Below are 18,684 nucleotides of genomic sequence, written 5' to 3'. Positions count from 1 at the left end.
CGTAACGCTGCGTAACACGCGCGCAATACAGCACCGGAGTTCGCCCCCCGAAGACCAGTACCCCGAAGGATCTTCCCCTACTCCTCCACCCGACCTGCGGCGCCTTCCCACCACGACGCTCACCCACGCACAACCGGAAGTGCGGATTCTCAACATGTGGACTTCGCAGAATTTCCGCCAAACCGGCTGAGAGCGCCCTTCCTCGAAGCTCACCAACCAGCACGTCATAACAAGAAAGTCACAAGCCAGCCCACGGCGATGCCGGGGCCCACAGACAGGCTTAGAGTCACGGCCAGTCACCGCGCCGCCGGGCGCGTCTGCAGCACGGCATCGGTACCACCAGTACGGCCCGGCGAGACTCACAGCGGCTCAGCCGAGCTGCTGCGCCAGGGAGAGGAATCATCGTGCGACAGCGTTCTTTGGTCATACTCACCTCCGTGCTCACCACGGGAGCACTCACGCTGACCGCCTGCGGTTCGCGCGACGACGGTGGTAACAAGGACAGCGGCAAGAAGACCGAGATCATCATCGGTGTCGACGCCCCGCTGACCGGTCAGAACTCCGCCACCGGCCTCGGCATCCAGGGCGGCGTCCAGATCGCCGTCGACGACGCCAACAAGAACAACACCGTCCCCGGCGTGACCTTCAAGGTCCAGGCGCTCGACGACAAGGCGATCCCGGCCAGCGGCCAGCAGAACGCCACCGCCCTCGTCGGCAACGACAAGGTGCTCGGCGTCGTCGGCCCCCTCAACTCCGGTGTCGCCACCCAGATGCAGCAGGTCTTCGCGACCGCCAACCTGGTCGAGATCTCGCCCTCCAACACCGCGCCCGAACTCACCCAGGGCAAGAACTGGCAGACCTCGAAGTCCCGCCCGTTCAAGACGTACTTCCGCACCGCCACCACCGACGCCCTCCAGGGCGGCTTCGCGGCCGAGTACGCGACCACGACGCTCAAGAAGAAGAACGTCTTCGTCGTCGACGACAAGCAGACCTACGGCGCCGGCCTCGCCAAGCTGTTCAAGGCCGGCTTCACCAAGGGCGGCGGCAAGGTCGCGGGCGAGGACCACGTCAACACCGGCGACACCGACTTCTCCGCCCTCGTCACCAAGATCAAGAACTCCAAGGCCGACCTCGTCTACTACGGCGGCCAGTACGACGAGTCCGAGAAGCTCACCAAGCAGCTCAAGGACGGCGGCGCCAAGATCCCGCTCTTCGGCGGCGACGGCATGTTCAGCGACACCTACATCCAGACCGCCGGCAAGACCTCCGAGGGCGACCTCGTCACCTCGGTCGGCCAGCCCGTCGACTCCCTGCCCTCCGCCGCCGAGTTCATCAAGAAGTACAAGGCCTCCGGCCTCAAGGGCGACTACGGCACCTACGGCGGCTACTCCTACGACGCCGCCACCGCCATCATCAAGGCCATCGGCAACGTCGTGAAGGACGGCAAGGTCCCCGACGACGCCCGCGCCAAGATCGTCGACGAGGTCCAGAAGACCAAGTTCGACGGCATCGCCGGCCCCGTCGCCTTCGACGAGTTCGGTGACACCACCAACAAGCAGCTCACCGTCTACCAGGTCGTCGACGGCAAGTGGAAGGCCGTGAAGAGCGGCACGTTCAACGGCTGACCCGATCTGATCCCCCCGGATCCGATCCGCCGCTAGCACAACCCCAGGGCCGCGCGGCCTCGACCACACGTCACCGCGCGGCCCGCTCCATACTCCCGTTCACTCTCCCCACCCACATGGAGGCCATGCGGTGAACACCCTGCCGCAGCAGCTGGCCAACGGGCTGTTCCTCGGCTCGATGTACGGGCTGATCGCCATCGGCTACACGATGGTGTACGGCATCGTCCAGCTCATCAACTTCGCCCACGGCGAGATCTTCATGACCGGAGGCTTCGGCGCACTCTCGGTCTACCTCTACGTCCTGCCCGACGGCACATCCATGTGGATAGCCCTTCCGGCGATGCTCATCGGCGGAGGCCTCGTCGCCGTCCTCATCGCCGTCGGAGCCGAACGGTTCGCCTACCGTCCGCTACGCGGCGCACCACGCCTCGCACCACTCATCACCGCCATCGGCCTCTCCCTCGCACTCCAGCAGGTCGTCTTCAACTGGTACCCGAACGCCAAGAACGACCTCAAGTTCCCCCAACTCCCCTTCGGACCCGTACACATCGGCTCCGTCAGCGTCCAGAGCGGCAGCGTCTTCGTCATCATCGCCGCCCCCCTCTGCATGGCGGCCCTCGCCCTGTTCGTCCGCATGTCCCGCACCGGCCGCGCCATGCAGGCCACCGCACAGGACCCGGACACCGCACAGCTCATGGGCATCGACACCAACCGCATCATCGTCATCGCCTTCGCCATCGGCGGCTTCTTCGCCGCCGTCGCCTCCGTCGCCTACGGACTGCGCTACGGCACCGTCAAGTTCGACATGGGCTTCCAGATGGGCCTCAAAGCCTTCACCGCGGCCGTCCTCGGCGGCATCGGCAACATCTACGGCGCCATGATCGGCGGCCTCGTCCTCGGCCTCGCCGAGACCCTGGCCACCTCCTACATCGACGGCATCCCCGGCATGCAGCAGCTCGGCGGCGGCGGCTGGTCCTCCGTCTGGGCCTTCGTCCTCCTCATCCTCGTACTGCTGTTCAGGCCACAAGGCCTGGTCGGCGAACGCGTCGCGGACAGGGCGTGAGCACCATGGCAACCACCGAGACCACCACCCCCGCCCGCGGCCTCGTCGCACTCCCCGAGACCGCCGCCCGCGCCCTCCTCGCCGTCGGCGCCGTCGCCAGCATCGCCAGCACCTTCATGTCCTGGACCTACACGTCCGACTTCCCCGGGGACCTCACCTACTACGGCTCCCCCGCCGGACTCCAGATCCTCGACCTCGTCGCCGGCCTCCTCGCCCTCCTCTACACCCTGACCCTCTGGAACGTCCGCGGCCTCGGCTGGCTCAACCCGGCACGCGCCACCCAGCCCGTCGTCCTCGCCGCCACCGCCGCGTTCACCGTCAGCTGGTTCAGCGCCATCGCCATCGCCGTCGACCTCAAGGGCCTCGTCGCCCTCGACCCCGGCGCCTACATCGCCGCCGTCGGCTCCCTCGTCGCCCTCCTCGGCGCCCTCGCACTCCCCAAGCCCGGTGACACCTTCAAGGACTACGTCACCAAGCCCGAGAACATCCCCGCCCCCGCCAAGCTCCCCGCCTGGGGCGAACGCCTCGCCATCACCGCCGCCACCGCCGTCGCCCTGATCGTCTTCAGCTACGGCATCGGCGTCGACCCCGAGGCAAGCGAAACGTTCCTGGGCTACCTGTTCCTCGTCGTCTTCGGCACCTGGGCCCTCCTCGCCGCCGGACTCTTCGACCGCTTCGCCCAACTCAACGCCCGGCACAAGGGATTCGCCACCTCCATGGCCTTCCTCGCCGCCGCGATCTTCCCCTTCGTCGAGAGCGACGAGCACAACGCCAACCTCGGCGTGAACATCCTCGTCGTCGCCACCGTCGCCCTCGGCCTCAACATCGTCGTCGGCCTCACCGGCCTCCTCGACCTCGGATACGTCGCCTTCCTCGGCGTCGGCGCCTACGCCGCCGCCCTCGTCTCCGGCTCCGAGTTCTCCCGCTTCTCCGGCGTCCAGTTCCCCTTCTGGGCCGCCATGCTCACCGGCATGGCCGCATCGCTCGTCTTCGGCGTCCTCATCGGCGCCCCCACCCTGCGACTGCGCGGCGACTACCTCGCCATCGTCACCCTCGGCTTCGGAGAGATCTTCCGCATCACCGTCAACAACCTCGACGGCTCCTCCGGACCCAACCTCACCAACGGCCCCAACGGCATCTCGATGATCCCCGACCTCAACATCTTCGGGTTCAACTTCGGCAACAGCCACGACATCGCCGGATTCACCCTCGGCCGGTTCGCCAACTACTTCCTGCTGATGCTGATCATCACCGGACTCGTCGTCCTGGTCTTCAACCGCGCCGCCGACTCCCGCATCGGCCGCTCCTGGATCGCCATCCGCGAGGACGAGACCGCCGCCACCGCCATGGGCATCAACGGCTTCCGCGTCAAGCTCATCGCCTTCGCCCTCGGCGCCTCCCTCGCCGGCCTCGCCGGCACGGTCAGCGCCCACGTCGGCTACAGCGTCAACCCGGCCCCGTACCAGTTCGCCGGCTCCGTACCCCCGAACTCCGCGTTCCTCCTCGCCGCGGTCGTCCTCGGCGGCATGGGCACCGTCAACGGCCCCATCCTCGGCGCCACCCTGCTCTACATGCTCCCCGAGAAGCTCAGCTTCCTGAAGGAGTACCAGCTCCTCGCCTTCGGCGCCGCGCTCGTCATCCTCATGCGCTTCCGCCCCGAGGGAATCATCGCCAACCGTCGCCGCCAACTCGAGTTCCACGAAGCCGACGAGACCATCGACATCCCCGAACAGGGCCTGCCCGACTCCACCGTCGGCGTCACCAAGGCAGGGGCGTGACCCACATGACCACCACCACAGCCCCCAGCCCCGTCCTCGAGGCCAGCGGCGTCACCATGCGCTTCGGCGGCCTCACCGCCGTCCGCAGCGTCGACCTCACCGTCAACACCGGAGAGATCGTCGGCCTCATCGGCCCCAACGGCGCCGGCAAGACCACCTTCTTCAACTGCCTCACCGGCCTCTACGTCCCCACCGAGGGCAAGGTCTCCTACAAGGGCACCGTCCTCCCGCCCAAACCCCACCTCGTCACCAGCGCCGGCATCGCCCGCACCTTCCAGAACATCCGGCTCTTCGCCAACATGACCGTCCTGGAGAACGTGCTCGTCGGCCGCCACACCCGCACCAAAGAAGGCCTCTGGTCCGCCCTCCTGCGCGGCCCCGGCTTCCGCAAGGCCGAAGCCGCCTCCCGCGAACGCGCCATGGAACTGCTGGAGTTCATCGGCCTCGCCCACAAGGCCGACCACCTCTCCCGCAACCTCCCCTACGGCGAACAGCGCAAGCTGGAGATCGCCCGCGCCATGGCCAGCGAACCCGGCCTCCTCCTCCTGGACGAACCCACCGCCGGCATGAACCCCCAGGAGACCCGCGCCACCGAGGACCTCGTCTTCGCCATCCGCGACCGCGGCATCGCCGTCCTCGTCATCGAGCACGACATGCGCTTCATCTTCAACCTCTCCGACCGCGTCGCCTGCCTCGTCCAGGGCGAGAAACTCGTCGAAGGCACCTCCGACGTCGTCCAGGGCGACGAACGCGTCATCGCCGCCTACCTCGGCACCCCCTTCGAAGGCGCCCCCGGCGCCGACGAACTCGCCGAGGTCGAAGCCGCCGAAGCCGGCGGCACCGCGACGGCGACCGCACCCGTCGTGCCCGCACAGGCCACCGCCGAACCCGCCGACACGACGGAAACGGCCGACACCCCGGACCCCGACGGCACGACCGAACCCGCCGACACGACCGGCCCGGCCACCACCCCGGAGACCACGGAACCGGCCGACACCACGGAACCGGCCGACACCACGGAACCGGCCGACACCCCGGACGCCCCGGCGACCCCGCCCACCACCGGGACCCCGGAAGCCGCCCAGGACGACACCTCCGCGGAGAGCACCACCAGCAAGGAAGGAAACGCCCAGTGACCGCACTGCTCGAGGTCGAAGACCTCAAGGTCGCCTACGGCAAGATCGAAGCCGTCAAGGGCATCTCCTTCTCCGTCGAAGCCGGCCAGATCGTCACCCTCATCGGCACCAACGGCGCCGGCAAGACCACCACCCTGCGCACCCTCTCCGGCCTCCTCAAGCCCGTCTCCGGCCGCATCACCTTCGACGGACAACCCCTCACCGGAGTCCCCGCCCACAAGATCGTCTCCCTCGGCCTCGCCCACTCCCCCGAGGGACGCCACATCTTCCCCCGGCTCACCATCACCGAGAACCTCCAGCTCGGAGCCTTCCTCCGCACCGACAAAGCAGGCATCGAGAAAGACATCCAGCGCGCCTACGACCTCTTCCCCATCCTCGGGGAACGCCGCAAGCAGGCCGCCGGAACCCTCTCCGGCGGCGAACAGCAGATGCTCGCCATGGGCCGCGCCCTCATGTCCCAGCCCAAACTGCTCATGCTCGACGAACCCTCCATGGGCCTCTCCCCGATCATGATGCAGAAGATCATGGCCACCATCGCCGAACTCAAGGCCGACGGCACGACCATCCTCCTCGTCGAACAGAACGCCCAGGCGGCGCTCTCCCTCGCCGACCAGGGACACGTCATGGAAGTCGGCAACATCGTGCTCTCCGGAACCGGACAGGACCTCCTGCACGACGAGTCCGTACGCAAGGCCTACCTCGGCGAGGACTGACACCCCGCCCGCACACACGAAGAGGCCCGCGCCCCCACACAGGGACGCGGGCCTCTTCGCACACCCACACGCGCCAGGACTAACCCTTCGACGACTTCTTCTCCGCGGCGTCCGCGATGACCGCCTCGGCCACCTGCTGCATCGACATCCGCCGGTCCATCGACGTCTTCTGGATCCACCGGAACGCCGCCGGCTCCGTCAGCCCGTACTCCGTCTGCAACACCGACTTCGCCCGGTCCACCAGCTTCCGCGTCTCCAGCCGCAGACTCAGGTCCGCGACCTCCTGCTCCAACTGCTTCAGCTCCGCGAACCGCGACACGGCCATCTCGATCGCCGGCACGACATCACTCTTGCTGAACGGCTTCACCAGATACGCCATCGCACCCGCGTCCCGCGCCCGCTCCACCAGATCGCGCTGCGAGAACGCCGTCAGCATCAAAACCGGGGCGATGCCCTCCTCCGCGATCTTCTCCGCCGCCGAGATACCGTCCAGCTTCGGCATCTTCACGTCGAGGATCACCAGATCGGGCTTGTGCTCACGGGCCAGCTCGACGGCCTGCTCACCGTCCCCCGCCTCACCCACGACGGAGTAGCCCTCCTCCTCGAGCATCTCTTTCAGATCGAGACGGATCAGCGCCTCGTCCTCGGCGATGACGACACGGGTCGTCAGCGGAGGCACGTGCGACTTGTCGTCGTCGGGCGCGTCTACGGGCTGGGGCGACTCGGGGGCGGTCACGGGGGCTCCTCGGTACGGGCCGGGCAAGTGCTGCTGCCCAAGAGCCTACCTAGCTGCAGCGGCCTGTGGTCACCCGGTATGCTTCCGGACAGCCAGTCTCGCCGGGTTGGTGGAACGGCATACACGGAGGTCTCAAACACCTCTGCCCGTGAGGGCTTGCGGGTTCGAATCCCGCACCCGGCACAGTCTCCGGCCAAGCGGATGTTCACCTTCTCGTGAACATCCGCTTTTTGCTGCGTGTCGTTACGGTCAGTGACGCAGGGTGGTCACATGATCCAACACGGAACTGAAGTTCGACAGCAGGCGCTCACACTGTTGCGCAACGGGGTGAGGAACGCGGACGTGGCTCGGCGATTCAATGTCCCGCTGGGGACAGTCGGCTACTGGAAGCATCAGGATCGGGCTGCCGCAATGTGAAGGTCTACTCCAAGCACCTGCACTGCATGTTTCCGCAACACGGCCCGGGAAAGAAACACGAGCGCCCCATCGTCCTCGAACCCTGGCAGCAGGACATCGTCGGCGCCCACCCGTGGGAATGCGTCCGGGGCCTGATCCACTCCGACGGATGCCGGATCACCAACTGGACGACCCGCGTCGTCGGCGGTGAGCGCAAGCGCTACGAATATCCCCGGTACTTCTTCACCAACATGTCCGACGACATCCGGCGGCCCTACACCGACACCCTGGACACGCTCGGCGTCCGGTGGACGCACTGCACCCGCGGCGGGAACCCGTACAACATCTCCGTCGCCCGCGGGGCCTCCGTCGCGCTCATGGACGCCCACGTCGGCCCCAAGTACTGAAAAGACCTGCCTACTTGGGGCTGTCGTCCTCTCCGATGTGGTGGACGCGGACGAGGTTGGTCGTGCCGGAGACGCCGGGCGGGGAGCCGGCCGTGATGACCACGATGTCGCCCTTCTGGCAGCGGCCGTACTTCAGCAGCAGTTCGTCGACCTGGTCGACCATCGCGTCGGTGGAGCCGACGTGCGGGCCGAGGTAGGTCTCGACGCCCCAGGTCAGGCTGAGCTGGGAGCGGGTCGCCGGGTCCGGGGTGAAGGCGAGCAGCGGGATGGGTGAGCGGTAGCGGGAGAGGCGGCGGACGGTGTCGCCGGACTGGGTGAAGGCGACGAGGAACTTGGCGCCGAGGAAGTCGCCCATCTCGGCGGCCGCGCGGGCGACGGCGCCGCCGTGGGTGCGGGGCTTGTTGCGTTCGGTGAGGGGTGGCAGGCCGGTGGCGAGGATGTCTTCCTCGGCGGCGGCGACGATGCGTGCCATGGTGCGGACGGTGGTGATGGGGTGTTTGCCGACGCTGGTCTCGCCGGAGAGCATGACGGCGTCGGTGCCGTCGACGACGGCGTTGGCGACGTCGGAGGCTTCCGCGCGGGTGGGGCGGGAGTGGTCGATCATGGAGTCGAGCATCTGGGTGGCGACGATGACCGGTTTGGCGTTGCGCTTGGCCAGTTTGATGGCGCGTTTCTGGACGATGGGGACTTGTTCGAGGGGCATTTCGACGCCGAGGTCGCCGCGGGCGACCATGATGCCGTCGAAGGCGGCGACGATGCCGTCGATGTTGTCGACGGCCTGGGGTTTCTCGACCTTGGCGATGACGGGGAGGCGGCGGCCTTCTTCGTCCATGATGCGGTGGACGTCGTGGATGTCGTCGCCGGTGCGGACGAAGGAGAGGGCGATGACGTCGAAGCCGGTGCGCAGGGCCCAGCGGAGGTCTGCTTCGTCCTTGTCGGAGAGGGCGGGGACGGAGACGGCGACGCCGGGGAGGTTGAGGCCTTTGTGGTCGGAGACCATGCCGCCTTCGATGACGGTGGTGTGGACGCGGGGGCCGTCGACGCCGGTGACTTCGAGGCAGACTTTTCCGTCGTCGACGAGGATGCGCTCACCGGGGGTGACATCGGTGGCGAGTCCGGTGTAGGTGGTGCCGCAGGTGTGGCGGTCGCCCTGGGCGCCTTCTTCGACGGTGATGGTGAAGGTGTCTCCGCGTTCAAGGAGTACGGGGCCTTCGGTGAAGCGGCCGAGTCGGATCTTCGGGCCTTGAAGGTCGGCGAGGAGTCCGATGCTGCGGCCGGTTTCGTCGGCGGCCTTGCGTACGCGCTGGTAGCGGTCCTCGTGTTCGGCGTGGGTGCCATGGCTGAGGTTGAAGCGGGCTACGTCCATTCCGGCGTCGACCAGGGCTTTGATCTGGTCGTAGGAGTCGGTGGCGGGGCCCAGGGTGCAGACGATTTTCGCTCGGCGCATGGTCTGAGCCTAGGCCTTACCCGTGGGTAGAGATTTGGCCGTGCATGTCTACTCAACAACCTTTGCGTGAAGGATTATTGACAACTGTTGAATTGTGCGTGGGGGCGCTCTGATGAGCGGATGAAGGGTTCGGGGGTGGCCGTTCCGTCTGTCGACGCGGTGCGGGACGGCGGCGGGCGGGGTGGCGTGGGGAGATGGTTCGGTTACCGAGTGTGATGGTTTTGGTGGTCACAGTTGGGGTGGGTTCATGGTGAATCGGGCGTTGACCTGGGCGTGGACGTGCTGGCGTTGGGGTTCGAGGTCGAGGGCGGGGGCTTCTTCGGGGGCTGCGCCGGCGAAGGACCTGGAGCGCAGGGCGCCGGCGGGGGCGGCGAGGTGGGGTGGGGTGTTCTCGGCGCCGATGTCGGCGAGTTCGACGAGGGCGGCGAGGGTGGTGTCGAGGGCTTCGGCGTATTCGCGGGCGCGTTGGACGGCTTCGTGGACGGCTTGTCGGCGGGCTTGGCGGTGGGCGGGTGAGTCGGGGCGGAGGTCCCACCAGGGGCCGTCGATGCGGATGAGGTCGAGGTCGGCCAGTCGGGTGGTGAGTTCGCCGAGTGCGGTGAAGTCGGTGAGTTCGGCGGTGATGTGGACGCGGCCGTGGTAGGCGCGGATGCGTTCGCCGCGGCCGTGTCGGGTGAGTTCGGGGCTGATGGAGTAGGCGCCGGTCTCGATGTGGGTGACGGCTTCGCCGTAGGACTTGATGAGGTCGAGGGCGGTGGTGTTGCGGTGGGTGAGGTCGGTGAGGGCTGTGCGGCGGTCGGTGCCGCGGGCGGTGAGGGTGATGCCGATGCGGGCGATCTCGGGGTCGACTTCGAGGTGGGCTTCGCCGCGGACGGCGATGCGGGGTGCGGCGGGTGTGCCGTAGGGGAGGGCTGGTTGGGGTTCTTCGGTGGGGGTCATGCGTCCCACTCTGTCATCGTGCGGGGGGTGTGCGGGGGTGTCCGGTCATCAGATGGAAACCTCCGGGCCCTGTTCGGGGGTGTCATGTGTGGGTCAGAATCTACGCGCGTCGTTGACCGATTCCCGAGGAGTCCCTGACATGTCTTTGAACCGCCGGAAGTTCCTGGAGAAGTCCGCCGTGACGGGTGCGGGGGTGGCTCTCGCGGGTGCGGTCGCGGCGCCGTCCGCGCAGGCCGCGACGGCCGCGTCGGCATCGGTGGCGAAGGGTGGGAAGAAGCCGGTGAAGCGGTATTCGTTGACGGTGATGGGCACGACGGACCTGCACGGACATGTCTTCAACTGGGACTACTTCAAGGACGCGGAGTACCGGGACGGTGCGGGGAACGCGCAGGGTCTGGCCCGGATCTCGACGCTGGTGAACGCGGTCCGCAAGGAGAAGGGGCGCTGCAACACGCTGCTGCTGGACGCGGGTGACACGATCCAGGGGACGCCGCTGACGTACTACTTCGCGAAGGTGGATCCGATCACGGCGAAGCACGGTCCGGTGCATCCGATGGCGCAGGCGATGAACGCGATCGGGTACGACGCGGTGGCGCTGGGGAACCACGAGTTCAACTACGGGATCGAGACGCTGCGGAAGTTCGAGTCGCAGTGCGACTTCCCGCTGCTGGGTGCGAACGCGCTGGACGCGAAGACGTTGAAGCCGGCGTTTCCTCCGTATCTGATGAAGACGTTCCACGTTCCTGGCGCCCCGGCGGTGAAGGTGGCGGTGCTGGGGCTCACGAACCCGGGTATCGCGATCTGGGACAAGGCGTATGTGCAGGGGAAGTTGGTGTTCCCGGGTCTGGAGGAGCAGGCGGCGAAGTGGGTGCCGAAGCTGCGTTCGATGGGTGCGGACGTGGTGGTGGTGTCGGCGCATTCGGGTGCGTCGGGGACGTCGTCGTACGGTGACCAGTTGCCGTATGTGGAGAACTCGGCGGCTCTGGTGGCGCAGCAGGTGCCGGGGATCGACGCGATTCTGGTCGGGCACGCGCATGTGGAGATCCCTGAGTTGAGGGTGACGAACGTGAAATCGGGGCGGACGGTGGTGCTATCGGAGCCGTTGGCGTTCGCGGAGCGGTTGTCGGTGTTCGACTTCGAGCTGGTCTTCGAGAAGGGGCGCTGGGAGGTCGAGTCGGTCGCGTCGTCGGTGCGCAACTCGAATTCGGTGGCGGACGATCCGCGGATCACGCGGTTGCTGAAGGATGAGCACGCGTTGGTGGTGGAGTACGTCAATCAGGTGGTCGGTACGGCGACGGAGACGTTGACGACGGTGGAGGCGCGGTTCAAGGACGCTCCGATCATCGATCTGATCACGAAGGTGCAGGAGGACGTGGTCAGGGCGGCTCTGGTGGGGACGGAGTATGCGTCGTTGCCGGTGATCGCGCAGGCGTCGCCGTTCTCGCGGACGTCGGAGATTCCGGCGGGTGAGGTGACGATCCGGGATCTGTCGAGCTTGTACGTGTATGACAACACGTTGGTGGCGAAGGTGCTGACGGGTGCGCAGGTGAGGGCGTACCTGGAGTATTCGGCGAACTATTTCGTGCGGACCGCGGTGGGTGCGGTGGTGGACGTGGAGAAGCTGACGAATGCGAACGATCGTCCGGACTACAACTACGACTATGTGTCGGGGTTGCGGTACGACATCGACATCGCGCAGCCGGAGGGTTCGCGGATCAGGAATCTGAGCTATGAGGGTGTGCCGTTGGACGACGCGCGGCAGTTCGTGCTGGCGGTGAACAACTACCGGGCGAACGGTGGTGGTGCGTTCCCGTTCGTGGCGTCGGCGAAGGAGGTGTGGTCGGAGTCGACGGAGATCCGGACGCGGATCGCGGAGTGGGTGACGGCGAAGGGTGTGCTGGATCCGGCGGAGTTCGCTTCGGTGGACTGGAGGCTGACGCGGGAGGGCACGCCGGTGTTCTAGGGCTGCGAGGTGAGGTGGACGGCGTCGGTGATCCCTTCGGGGGGCCGGCGCCGTTTGTCGTGCGGGCGCGTGTGCGGGGCGGTTGCCGGTGGTGGGGGAGCTTATCGGCCGTCGACGAGGGGGGTGAGGGCTGGTGTCTGCCGGCTGGGTGGGATGTGGGGGTGGGGTTCGAGGCCGAAGGTGGTGAAGGCGGTGCGCTGTGGGAGGGGGTAGGGGTCTTTGCCGGTGAGGGCGTTGAGGATGGTGGCGCTGCGCCAGGCGGCGAGGCCGAGGTCGGGGGCGCCGACGCCGTGGGTGTGGAGTTCGGCGTTCTGGACGTAGACGTGGCCGGTGACGGTGGGGTCGAGGTGGAGGCGGAACTGGTCGTCGATGCGTGGGCGTTCGGCGTTGTCGCGGCGGAGGTAGGGGTCGAGTCCGGCGAGGATGCGGTCGAGGGGGCGTTCGCGGTAGCCGGTGGCGAGGACGACGGCGTCGGTGGTGAGGCGGGTGCGGGTGCCTTGTTGGGCGTGTTCGAGGTGGAGTTCGACTTTGGTGGTGGCGACGCGTCCTGCGGTGCGGACGGTGACGGCGGGGGTGAGGACGGCGTCGGGCCAGTCTCCGTGGAGGGTGCGGCGGTAGAGCTCGTCGTGGATGGCGGCGATGGTGTCGGCGTCGATGCCTTTGTGGAGTTGCCATTGGGCGGCGACGAGGCGGTCGCGTACGGGTTCGGTGAGGGCGTGGAAGTAGCGGGTGTAGTCGGGGGTGAAGTGTTCGAGGCCGAGTTTGGAGTACTCCATGGGGGCGAAGGCCTCGGTGCGGGCGAGCCAGTGGATCTTCTCGTGTCCGGATGGGCGGTTTCTGAGGAGGTCGAGGAAGACTTCGGCGCCTGATTGTCCGGCGCCGATGACGGTGATGTGTTCGGCGGTGAGGAAGCGGTCGCGGTGGGCGAGGTAGTCGGCGGCGTGGATGACGGGGACGCCGGGGGCTTCGACGAGGGGTTTGAGGGCGTCGGGGATGTGGGGGGCGGTGCCGACGCCGAGGACGATGTTGCGGGTGTGGGTGCGGCCGAGGAGTTCGGTGTCGCCGTCGGCGGCGAGGCGGGTGAAGTCGACTTCGAAGAGGGCTTGTTCGGGATTCCAGCGGACGGCGTCGACCTGGTGTCCGAAGTGGAGTCCGGGGAGGCGGTCGGCGACCCAGCGGCAGTAGGCGTCGTATTCGGCGCGCTGGATGTGGAAACGCTCGGCGAAGTAGAAGGGGAAGAGGCGGTCGCGGTCCTTGAGGTGGTTGAGGAAGGACCAGGGGCTGGTGGGGTCGGCGAGGGTGACGAGGTCGGCGAGGAAGGGGACTTGGAGGGTGGCGCCGTCGATGAGGAGGCCGGGGTGCCAGTCGAAGCCGGGGCGTTGTTCGTAGAAGACGGTGTCGAGTTCGGGGAGGGGGTGGGCGAGGGCGGCGAGGGAGAGGTTGAACGGGCCGATGCCGATGCCGACGAGGTCGCGGGGCGCTTCGGGTTCGTGGTGTGCCGGGGTCATCGGGGGGTGTGTCCTTCCACCAGTTTCAGGAGGGCGGCCAGGTCGTCGGGCCGGGTGTGGGGGTTGAGGAGGGTGGCTTTGAGCCAGAGGCGGTCGTCGAGCCGGGCGCGGCCGAGGACGGCGTGGCCGTCGTGGAGAAGGGTGCGGCGGATGGCGGCGACGGTTTCGTCGGTGGCTCCGGCGGGCCGGAACAGGACGGTGCTGAGGGTGGGCGGGCCGTGGAGTTCGAGGCCGGGGCGGGTGGTGATGAGGTCGGCGAGGTCGGTGGCGCGGGCGCAGACGTGGTCGACGAGGGCGCCGAGGCCGGTGCGGCCGAGGGTTTTGAGGGTGACGGCGATCTTGAGGATGTCGGGGCGTCGGGTGGTGCGCAGGGAGCGGTCGAGCAGGTCGGGGAGGCCGGCTTCGGTGTCGTCGTCGGCGTTGAGGTAGTCGGCCTGGTGGCGCAGGGGGGTGAGGTCGTGGGGGTCGCGTACGGCGAGGAGGCCGGCGGCGATGGGCTGCCAGCCGAGTTTGTGCAGGTCGAGGGTGACGGTGTGGGCGCGGTCGAGTCCGTCGAGGGCGGGTCGGTGGCGGTCGCTGAAGAGGAGGCCCCCGCCGTAGGCGGCGTCGATGTGGAGGCGGGCGCCGTGGGTGGCGCAGACGTCGGCGAGGTCGGGGAGGGGGTCGATGAGTCCGGCGTCGGTGGTGCCGGCGGTGGCGGCGACGAGGAGGGTGCCGCGGGGGCCTCGGAGGGTGGTGAGGGCTTCGTCGAGGGCTACGGGGTCCATGGTGCCGGTGGGGGCGGGGACGACGACGGGTTCGGGGAGGCCGAGGAGCCAGGCGGCGCGGGGCAATGAGTGGTGGGCGTTGGCGCCGTGGACGAGTCGGACGCCGTTGTGGGCTTCTCGGGCGAGGAGTACGGCGAGTTGGTTGGATTCGGTGCCGCCGGTGGTGACGAGGGCGGTGGCCGGGCGGGGTGTGCCGGCGGTCGGGTAGACCTCGGCGGCGAGGGCGGTGGTGACGAGGGTTTCGAGTTCCGAGGCGGCGGGTGCCTGGTCCCAGGAGTCCAGGGAGGGGTTGAGGGCGGAGGCCGCGAGGTCGGCGGCGGTGGCGACGGCGAGGGGCGGGCAGTGCAGGTGGGCGGCGCACAGGGGGTCGGCGGGGTCGGCGGAGCCTTCGGCGAGGGCGTGGACGAGGGTGCTCAGGGCGTCGTCGGTGCCGTGCCGGGGCAGGATGTCGCCGGCGGCGTCGCGCAGGCGGCGGGCGACGTGCTCGGGTCCTCCGGCGGGGAGGGGGCCGCCGCGTGCGGTGGTGCCGATGCGCAGGGCGTCGAGGACGGTGTCGAGCAGTGGCCGCAGTGCGCCGGGGCCTTCGGGTCCTGAGGCGAGGGGCGGCGTGCTCATGGGTGTCCTCCGGAGGGCGCGCGGCAGGGGGCTCCAAGCCTGTACGGGATGGGGACGGCGCGCCCGCAGAGCACAACGATCTGACCCGAATGGGGGTACTGCCGTGGCGGGTGAAGGTGAGGGGCGGGGGTGACGGGGGGTGTGAGGGCGTTCTGTGGGGTGGGTGGTTTTCAGGGCGTGCCGGGGCCGGGGGTGAACGGTTTCCGGGCCGGGCCGTCCGCAGGGCCGGCTGGAACGCGGGTCCGGCCGTCCGCAGGGGTCGCTGGAACGCGGGCTCGGCCGTTCGCAGGGGTCGCTGGAACGCGGGCTCGGCCGTTCGCAGGGGTCGCTGGAACGCGGACCCGGCGGATCCCGGACCCGGCCGTTCCCAGGGCGTGCCGGAGCACCGGGTCCGCTGTCCGTGCGGGGAGTGGGACCCGGTGCTCCTGTGGAATCAGCCGCGGCTCGCTTCGCGGACCTTCAGTGCCCGTGCCAGGTCGTCGAGTTGGTCGACGAGTTTGCGGCGCAGTGCGGGGATGGGGTCGGCGTCGCGCAGGCAGGTCTCGCCGAGGGCGAGGGTCTCGGGGGTGACGGCGTGGGCGGGGAAGGCGTAGCGGCCGGCGGCCTCGGCGATGGCGGGGCCGCGGCGGGCGGCGAGGGCGACGGCGTCGGGCCAGTACCGCTCGACGTACTGCTGGAGGAGGTCGGCCTGTTCGGGCTGCCAGAAGCCCTGGGCCGTGGCGGTGAACAGGTAGTTGGAGAGGTGGTCGGAGGCGAACATCTCCTGCCAGGCGTGGCGTTTGGCCTCGGGGTCGGGCAGTGCGGCGCGGCAGCGGGCGGCGCCTTCCTGGCCGGTGGCGCTGGGGTCCTGGACGAGTTCGGCCTCGATGACGGCGTCGTCGATGGCGCCGAGGACGGCGAGGCGGCCGAGGACGCGCCAGCGCAGTTCGGGGTCGAGTTCGGGGCCGCCGGGGACGGTGCCCTCGGAGAACCAGGCGCTGATGGTGTCGGGGTGTGCGGCGACGTCGATGTAGTGGCGTACGGCGGTGAGGCGCAGGCCCGGGTTGTCGCCGTCCTCGGTGCGGCGCAGGAGGTCGCGGCAGAGGTCGCTGAGGGTGGCGAGGGCGGTGGGGCGGTCCTCGGGGGGCAGGAGGCGGCCGGCGACCTGGGTGGCGGCGAAGGTGAGGACGCCTTGGACGAGGGCGAGGTCGGTCTCGTGCGGGAGGTGGGTGCGGGCCGCGTCCACGTAGGCCATGGCGGGCAGTTCGCCGTCGCGGACGGCGTCGCGCAGGGCGTTCCAGACGACGGCGCGGGTGAGGGGTTCGGGCAGTCCGGACAGGGCGTCGCGGACGGTCCGGAAGGAGTCGGTGTCGAAGCGGATCTTGGCGTAGCTGAGGTCGCCGTCGTTGAGGACGAGGAGGGCCGGTCGGCGGCCGGGGCCGAGGTCGACGGGTTCGCTCTGCGGTAGGTCGGTCTCGACGCGGTCGCGTGGGACGAGTCGACCGTTCTCGCCGGGGACGGTGTCGTAGGCGCCGACGGCGATGCGGTGGGGGCGGGTGCCGTCGTGTTCGACGGTGAGGCGCCAGGTGCCCTGGGTCTCGGTGAGCGTGGGGCGGAGGGTGTCGACGCCGGTGGTGCGCAGCCAGGCGGCGGCCCATGCGTGGACGTCGCGCTCGGTGGCGGCGGCGAGGGAGTCGATGAAGTCGGCGAGGGTGGCGTTGGCGAACTTGTGGCGGGCGAAGTGGGTGTTGATGCCGGCCAGGAAGTCCTTCTCGCCGAGCCAGACGACGAGTTGGCGCAGGGCGGAGGCGCCCTTGGCGTAGGAGATGCCGTCGAAGTTGAGCATGGCGGACGCGGTGTCGGGGACGGCGTCCGGGTCGGGGGCGACGGGGTGGGTGGAGGGGCGCTGGTCGGCGTCGTAACCCCAGGGTTTGCGGGTGACGCCGAAGTCGGTCCAGGTGTCGGTGAAGCGGGTGGCTTCGGTGAGGGTCTGGTAGCCCATGTACTCGGCGAAGGACTCGTTGAGCCAGATGTCGTCCCACCAGCGCAGGGTGACGAGGTCGCCGAACCACATGTGGGCCATTTCGTGGGCGATGACCATGGCGCGGGTCTGGCGTTCGGTGTCGGTGACGGCGGAGCGGTAGACGAATTCGTCGCGGAAGGTGACGAGGCCGGGGTTCTCCATGGCGCCGGCGTTGAATTCGGGGACGAACGCCTGGTCGTAGGAGTCGAAGGGGTAGGGCTCGTCGAACTTCTCGTGGTAGCGGTCGAAGCAGGCGCGGGTGACGTCGAGGATCTCGTCGGCGTCGGTGTCCAGATAGGGGGCGAGCGAGCGGCGGCAGTGGATGCCGAAGGGGAGGCCGCGGTGCTCGGTGCGGACGGAGTGCCAGGGGCCCGCGGCGACGGCGACGAGGTAGGTGGAGATGAGTGGGGTGGGTGCGGCTTTCCAGCGGCCTTCTCCGAGGTGTTCGGTGATGCCGTTGGAGAGGACGGTCCAGGTGTCGGGGGCGGTGACGGTGAGGTCGAAGACGGCCTTGAGGTCGGGCTGGTCGAAGGCGGCGAAGACGCGCTGGACGTCTTCCATGAAGAGCTGGGTGTAGAGGTAGGTCTCGCCGTCGGTGGGGTCGGTGAAGCGGTGCATGCCTTCGCCGGTGCGGGAGTAGTGCATGACGGTGTCGAGGCGCAGTTCGTGTTCGCCCGCGGTCAGGCCTTCGAGGGGGAGCCTGTTGCCGTCGAGGGTCTCGGGGTCGAGGGGTTGTCCGTCGAGGGTGACGGAGCGCAGCTCGGCGGGCTTCAGCTCGACGAAGGTGTCCGCGTCGGCGCGGGCGGTGAACCGGATGACGGTCCGGGAGTCGAAGGTCTCGTCCCCGCGGGTCAGGTCGAGTTCGATCCCGTAGTGGTGGACGTCGAGGAGCTTGGCACGGGTCTGCGCTTCGTCGCGCGTCAGTACGGACATGGGGGACATGCTGCCTGATGGCTCGGGCAGGGCACAGGGGCAGCCCGCGATGCGGCTTATGTCCGACCTGGTCAGGGGGTTCGGTCCTGTTCCAGGGGGTGGTGGGCGGCGTCGATCTCGGCGCGCAGTTCGCGCAGTTCCCGTTCCAGGGCCTGGCGGCGGCTGTGGGTGTCGTAGAGGTAGCGGACCTTGGTGCGCAGGGTCCAGGGGTCGACGGGTTTCATGACGAGGTCGGCGACGCCGAGCGCGTAGGCGGTGGCGGACAGTTCGGCGTCCGGGCCGAAGCCGGTGATCAGGATGACGGGGATGTGCTGGGTCTGTTCGAGGCGGCGCATGTAGCGGACGACGTCGAGGCCGCTGACGCCGGGCATGCGTACGTCGAGCAGGAGGAGTCCGATCCGGCCGCGGAGGACTTCCTTCAGGGCGTCGTCGCCGCTGGTGGCACGGGTGACGAGGTGGCCCAGTGGGGCCAGGGCGCTTTCGAGCGCGTACAGCGTGTCCTCGTGGTCGTCGACGATGAGGATCTTGGCATCCGACGGCATGGCCCGATACGTCCCCTCGCTCGGGCACCCGCCGGCCCGGGCGCGCACGGACGGGCGGCATGTGCCCTTGGCCTGACACCTGACAGGGAGTGCTCCGCGCAGGATGCCCGCTGG

The 18,684-nt window shown here is 68.7% G+C and carries 13 protein-coding genes, 1 tRNA gene and 1 pseudogene; 8 read left to right on the top strand and 7 right to left on the bottom strand.

Features of this window, described 5'->3' with window-relative positions; translation table 11 throughout:
- Positions 1-404 precede the first annotated feature (404 nt).
- The 5 genes from OG776_RS30340 (at position 405) to OG776_RS30320 (ending at position 6,315) form a co-directional block, all read left to right on the top strand.
- The gene (locus OG776_RS30340; protein WP_148013500.1) at positions 405-1,625 is read left to right on the top strand and encodes a branched-chain amino acid ABC transporter substrate-binding protein; all 1,221 of its coding nucleotides are present in this window, start codon (positions 405-407) and stop codon (positions 1,623-1,625) included.
- A gap of 130 nt (positions 1,626-1,755) precedes the next feature.
- Positions 1,756-2,688: a branched-chain amino acid ABC transporter permease gene (locus OG776_RS30335; RefSeq protein ID WP_148013501.1), complete on the top strand. Its 933-nt coding sequence runs from the start codon at positions 1,756-1,758 to the stop codon at positions 2,686-2,688.
- Positions 2,689-2,693: 5 nt separating this feature from the next.
- Positions 2,694-4,466, top strand: a complete 1,773-nt coding sequence (locus OG776_RS30330; RefSeq protein WP_329323782.1) for a branched-chain amino acid ABC transporter permease — start codon at positions 2,694-2,696, stop codon at positions 4,464-4,466.
- Between the two features lie 5 nt (positions 4,467-4,471).
- Positions 4,472-5,602 carry an ABC transporter ATP-binding protein gene (locus tag OG776_RS30325; RefSeq protein WP_329322855.1) on the top strand — a complete coding sequence of 377 codons (1,131 nt, stop codon included), beginning with the start codon at positions 4,472-4,474 and terminating at the stop codon, positions 5,600-5,602.
- Positions 5,599-6,315 carry an ABC transporter ATP-binding protein gene (locus tag OG776_RS30320; RefSeq protein WP_148013502.1) on the top strand — a complete coding sequence of 239 codons (717 nt, stop codon included), beginning with the start codon at positions 5,599-5,601 and terminating at the stop codon, positions 6,313-6,315. Before OG776_RS30325 ends, OG776_RS30320 begins: the two co-directional genes overlap by 4 nt.
- Positions 6,316-6,394: 79 nt before the next feature.
- Here the strand turns inward: OG776_RS30320 and OG776_RS30315 are convergent, their stop codons facing one another.
- A complete protein-coding gene (locus OG776_RS30315; RefSeq protein WP_148013503.1) occupies positions 6,395-7,051 on the bottom strand; it encodes an ANTAR domain-containing response regulator in 657 nt (218 codons plus the stop codon).
- Between the two features lie 100 nt (positions 7,052-7,151).
- Between OG776_RS30315 and OG776_RS30310 the strand changes: the two genes are divergently transcribed.
- Both OG776_RS30310 and OG776_RS30305 read left to right on the top strand, forming a co-directional pair.
- A tRNA-Leu gene (locus OG776_RS30310) sits at positions 7,152-7,234 on the top strand.
- An 87-nt stretch (positions 7,235-7,321) separates the two neighbouring features.
- Positions 7,322-7,854, top strand: a pseudogene (locus OG776_RS30305) (hypothetical protein).
- 10 nt (positions 7,855-7,864) lie between these two features.
- Here the strand turns inward: OG776_RS30305 and pyk are convergent.
- Positions 7,865-9,301 (bottom strand): pyruvate kinase, encoded by a 1,437-nt coding sequence (gene pyk / locus OG776_RS30300; RefSeq protein WP_148013504.1) that lies wholly within the window; start codon positions 9,299-9,301, stop codon positions 7,865-7,867.
- A gap of 228 nt (positions 9,302-9,529) precedes the next feature.
- Positions 9,530-10,240, bottom strand: coding sequence for an SIMPL domain-containing protein (locus tag OG776_RS30295; RefSeq protein ID WP_329322854.1), 711 nt, complete (start codon positions 10,238-10,240; stop codon positions 9,530-9,532).
- Between the two features lie 139 nt (positions 10,241-10,379).
- Here OG776_RS30295 and OG776_RS30290 point away from each other — a divergent pair, with 139 nt between their 5' ends.
- Complete coding sequence (locus OG776_RS30290) at positions 10,380-12,203, top strand: bifunctional metallophosphatase/5'-nucleotidase (protein ID WP_329323781.1); 1,824 nt, start codon at positions 10,380-10,382, stop codon at positions 12,201-12,203.
- A 101-nt stretch (positions 12,204-12,304) separates the two neighbouring features.
- Here the strand turns inward: OG776_RS30290 and OG776_RS30285 are convergent, their stop codons facing one another.
- The 4 genes from OG776_RS30285 to OG776_RS30270 form a co-directional block, all read right to left on the bottom strand.
- Entirely contained in the window at positions 12,305-13,711 is a 1,407-nt protein-coding gene (locus OG776_RS30285; RefSeq protein ID WP_329322853.1) for a lysine N(6)-hydroxylase/L-ornithine N(5)-oxygenase family protein, read from the bottom strand.
- The gene (locus OG776_RS30280) at positions 13,708-15,093 is read right to left on the bottom strand and encodes a pyridoxal phosphate-dependent decarboxylase family protein (protein WP_329322852.1); all 1,386 of its coding nucleotides are present in this window, start codon (positions 15,091-15,093) and stop codon (positions 13,708-13,710) included. The genes OG776_RS30285 and OG776_RS30280 overlap by 4 nt, the downstream gene beginning before the upstream one ends.
- Positions 15,094-15,526: 433 nt before the next feature.
- Complete coding sequence (gene pepN / locus OG776_RS30275; protein ID WP_329322851.1) at positions 15,527-18,028, bottom strand: aminopeptidase N; 2,502 nt, start codon at positions 18,026-18,028, stop codon at positions 15,527-15,529.
- Positions 18,029-18,099: 71 nt separating this feature from the next.
- Positions 18,100-18,570, bottom strand: a complete 471-nt coding sequence (locus tag OG776_RS30270) for a response regulator (protein WP_148013506.1) — start codon at positions 18,568-18,570, stop codon at positions 18,100-18,102.
- Positions 18,571-18,684 lie beyond the last annotated feature (114 nt).

Source organism: Streptomyces sp. NBC_01689, assembly GCF_036250675.1.
Taxonomy (GTDB): Bacteria; Actinomycetota; Actinomycetes; order Streptomycetales; family Streptomycetaceae; genus Streptomyces.
This window is presented reverse-complemented; position numbering and strand designations above follow the sequence as displayed.

Excerpts from the sequence above, each read along its gene's own strand:
- OG776_RS30330 (WP_329323782.1), top strand. The coding sequence starts at position 2,694 with ATGGCAACCACCGAGACCACCACCCCCGCCCGCGGCCTCGTCGCACTC.
- OG776_RS30325 (WP_329322855.1), top strand. The coding sequence starts at position 4,472 with ATGACCACCACCACAGCCCCCAGCCCCGTCCTCGAGGCCAGCGGCGTC.
- pyk (WP_148013504.1), bottom strand. The coding sequence starts at position 9,301 with ATGCGCCGAGCGAAAATCGTCTGCACCCTGGGCCCCGCCACCGACTCC.
- OG776_RS30295 (WP_329322854.1), bottom strand. The coding sequence starts at position 10,240 with ATGACCCCCACCGAAGAACCCCAACCAGCCCTCCCCTACGGCACACCC.
- OG776_RS30290 (WP_329323781.1), top strand. The coding sequence starts at position 10,380 with ATGTCTTTGAACCGCCGGAAGTTCCTGGAGAAGTCCGCCGTGACGGGT.
- OG776_RS30285 (WP_329322853.1), bottom strand. The coding sequence starts at position 13,711 with ATGACCCCGGCACACCACGAACCCGAAGCGCCCCGCGACCTCGTCGGC.
- OG776_RS30280 (WP_329322852.1), bottom strand. The coding sequence starts at position 15,093 with ATGAGCACGCCGCCCCTCGCCTCAGGACCCGAAGGCCCCGGCGCACTG.
- pepN (WP_329322851.1), bottom strand. The coding sequence starts at position 18,028 with ATGTCCGTACTGACGCGCGACGAAGCGCAGACCCGTGCCAAGCTCCTC.
- OG776_RS30270 (WP_148013506.1), bottom strand. The coding sequence starts at position 18,570 with ATGCCGTCGGATGCCAAGATCCTCATCGTCGACGACCACGAGGACACG.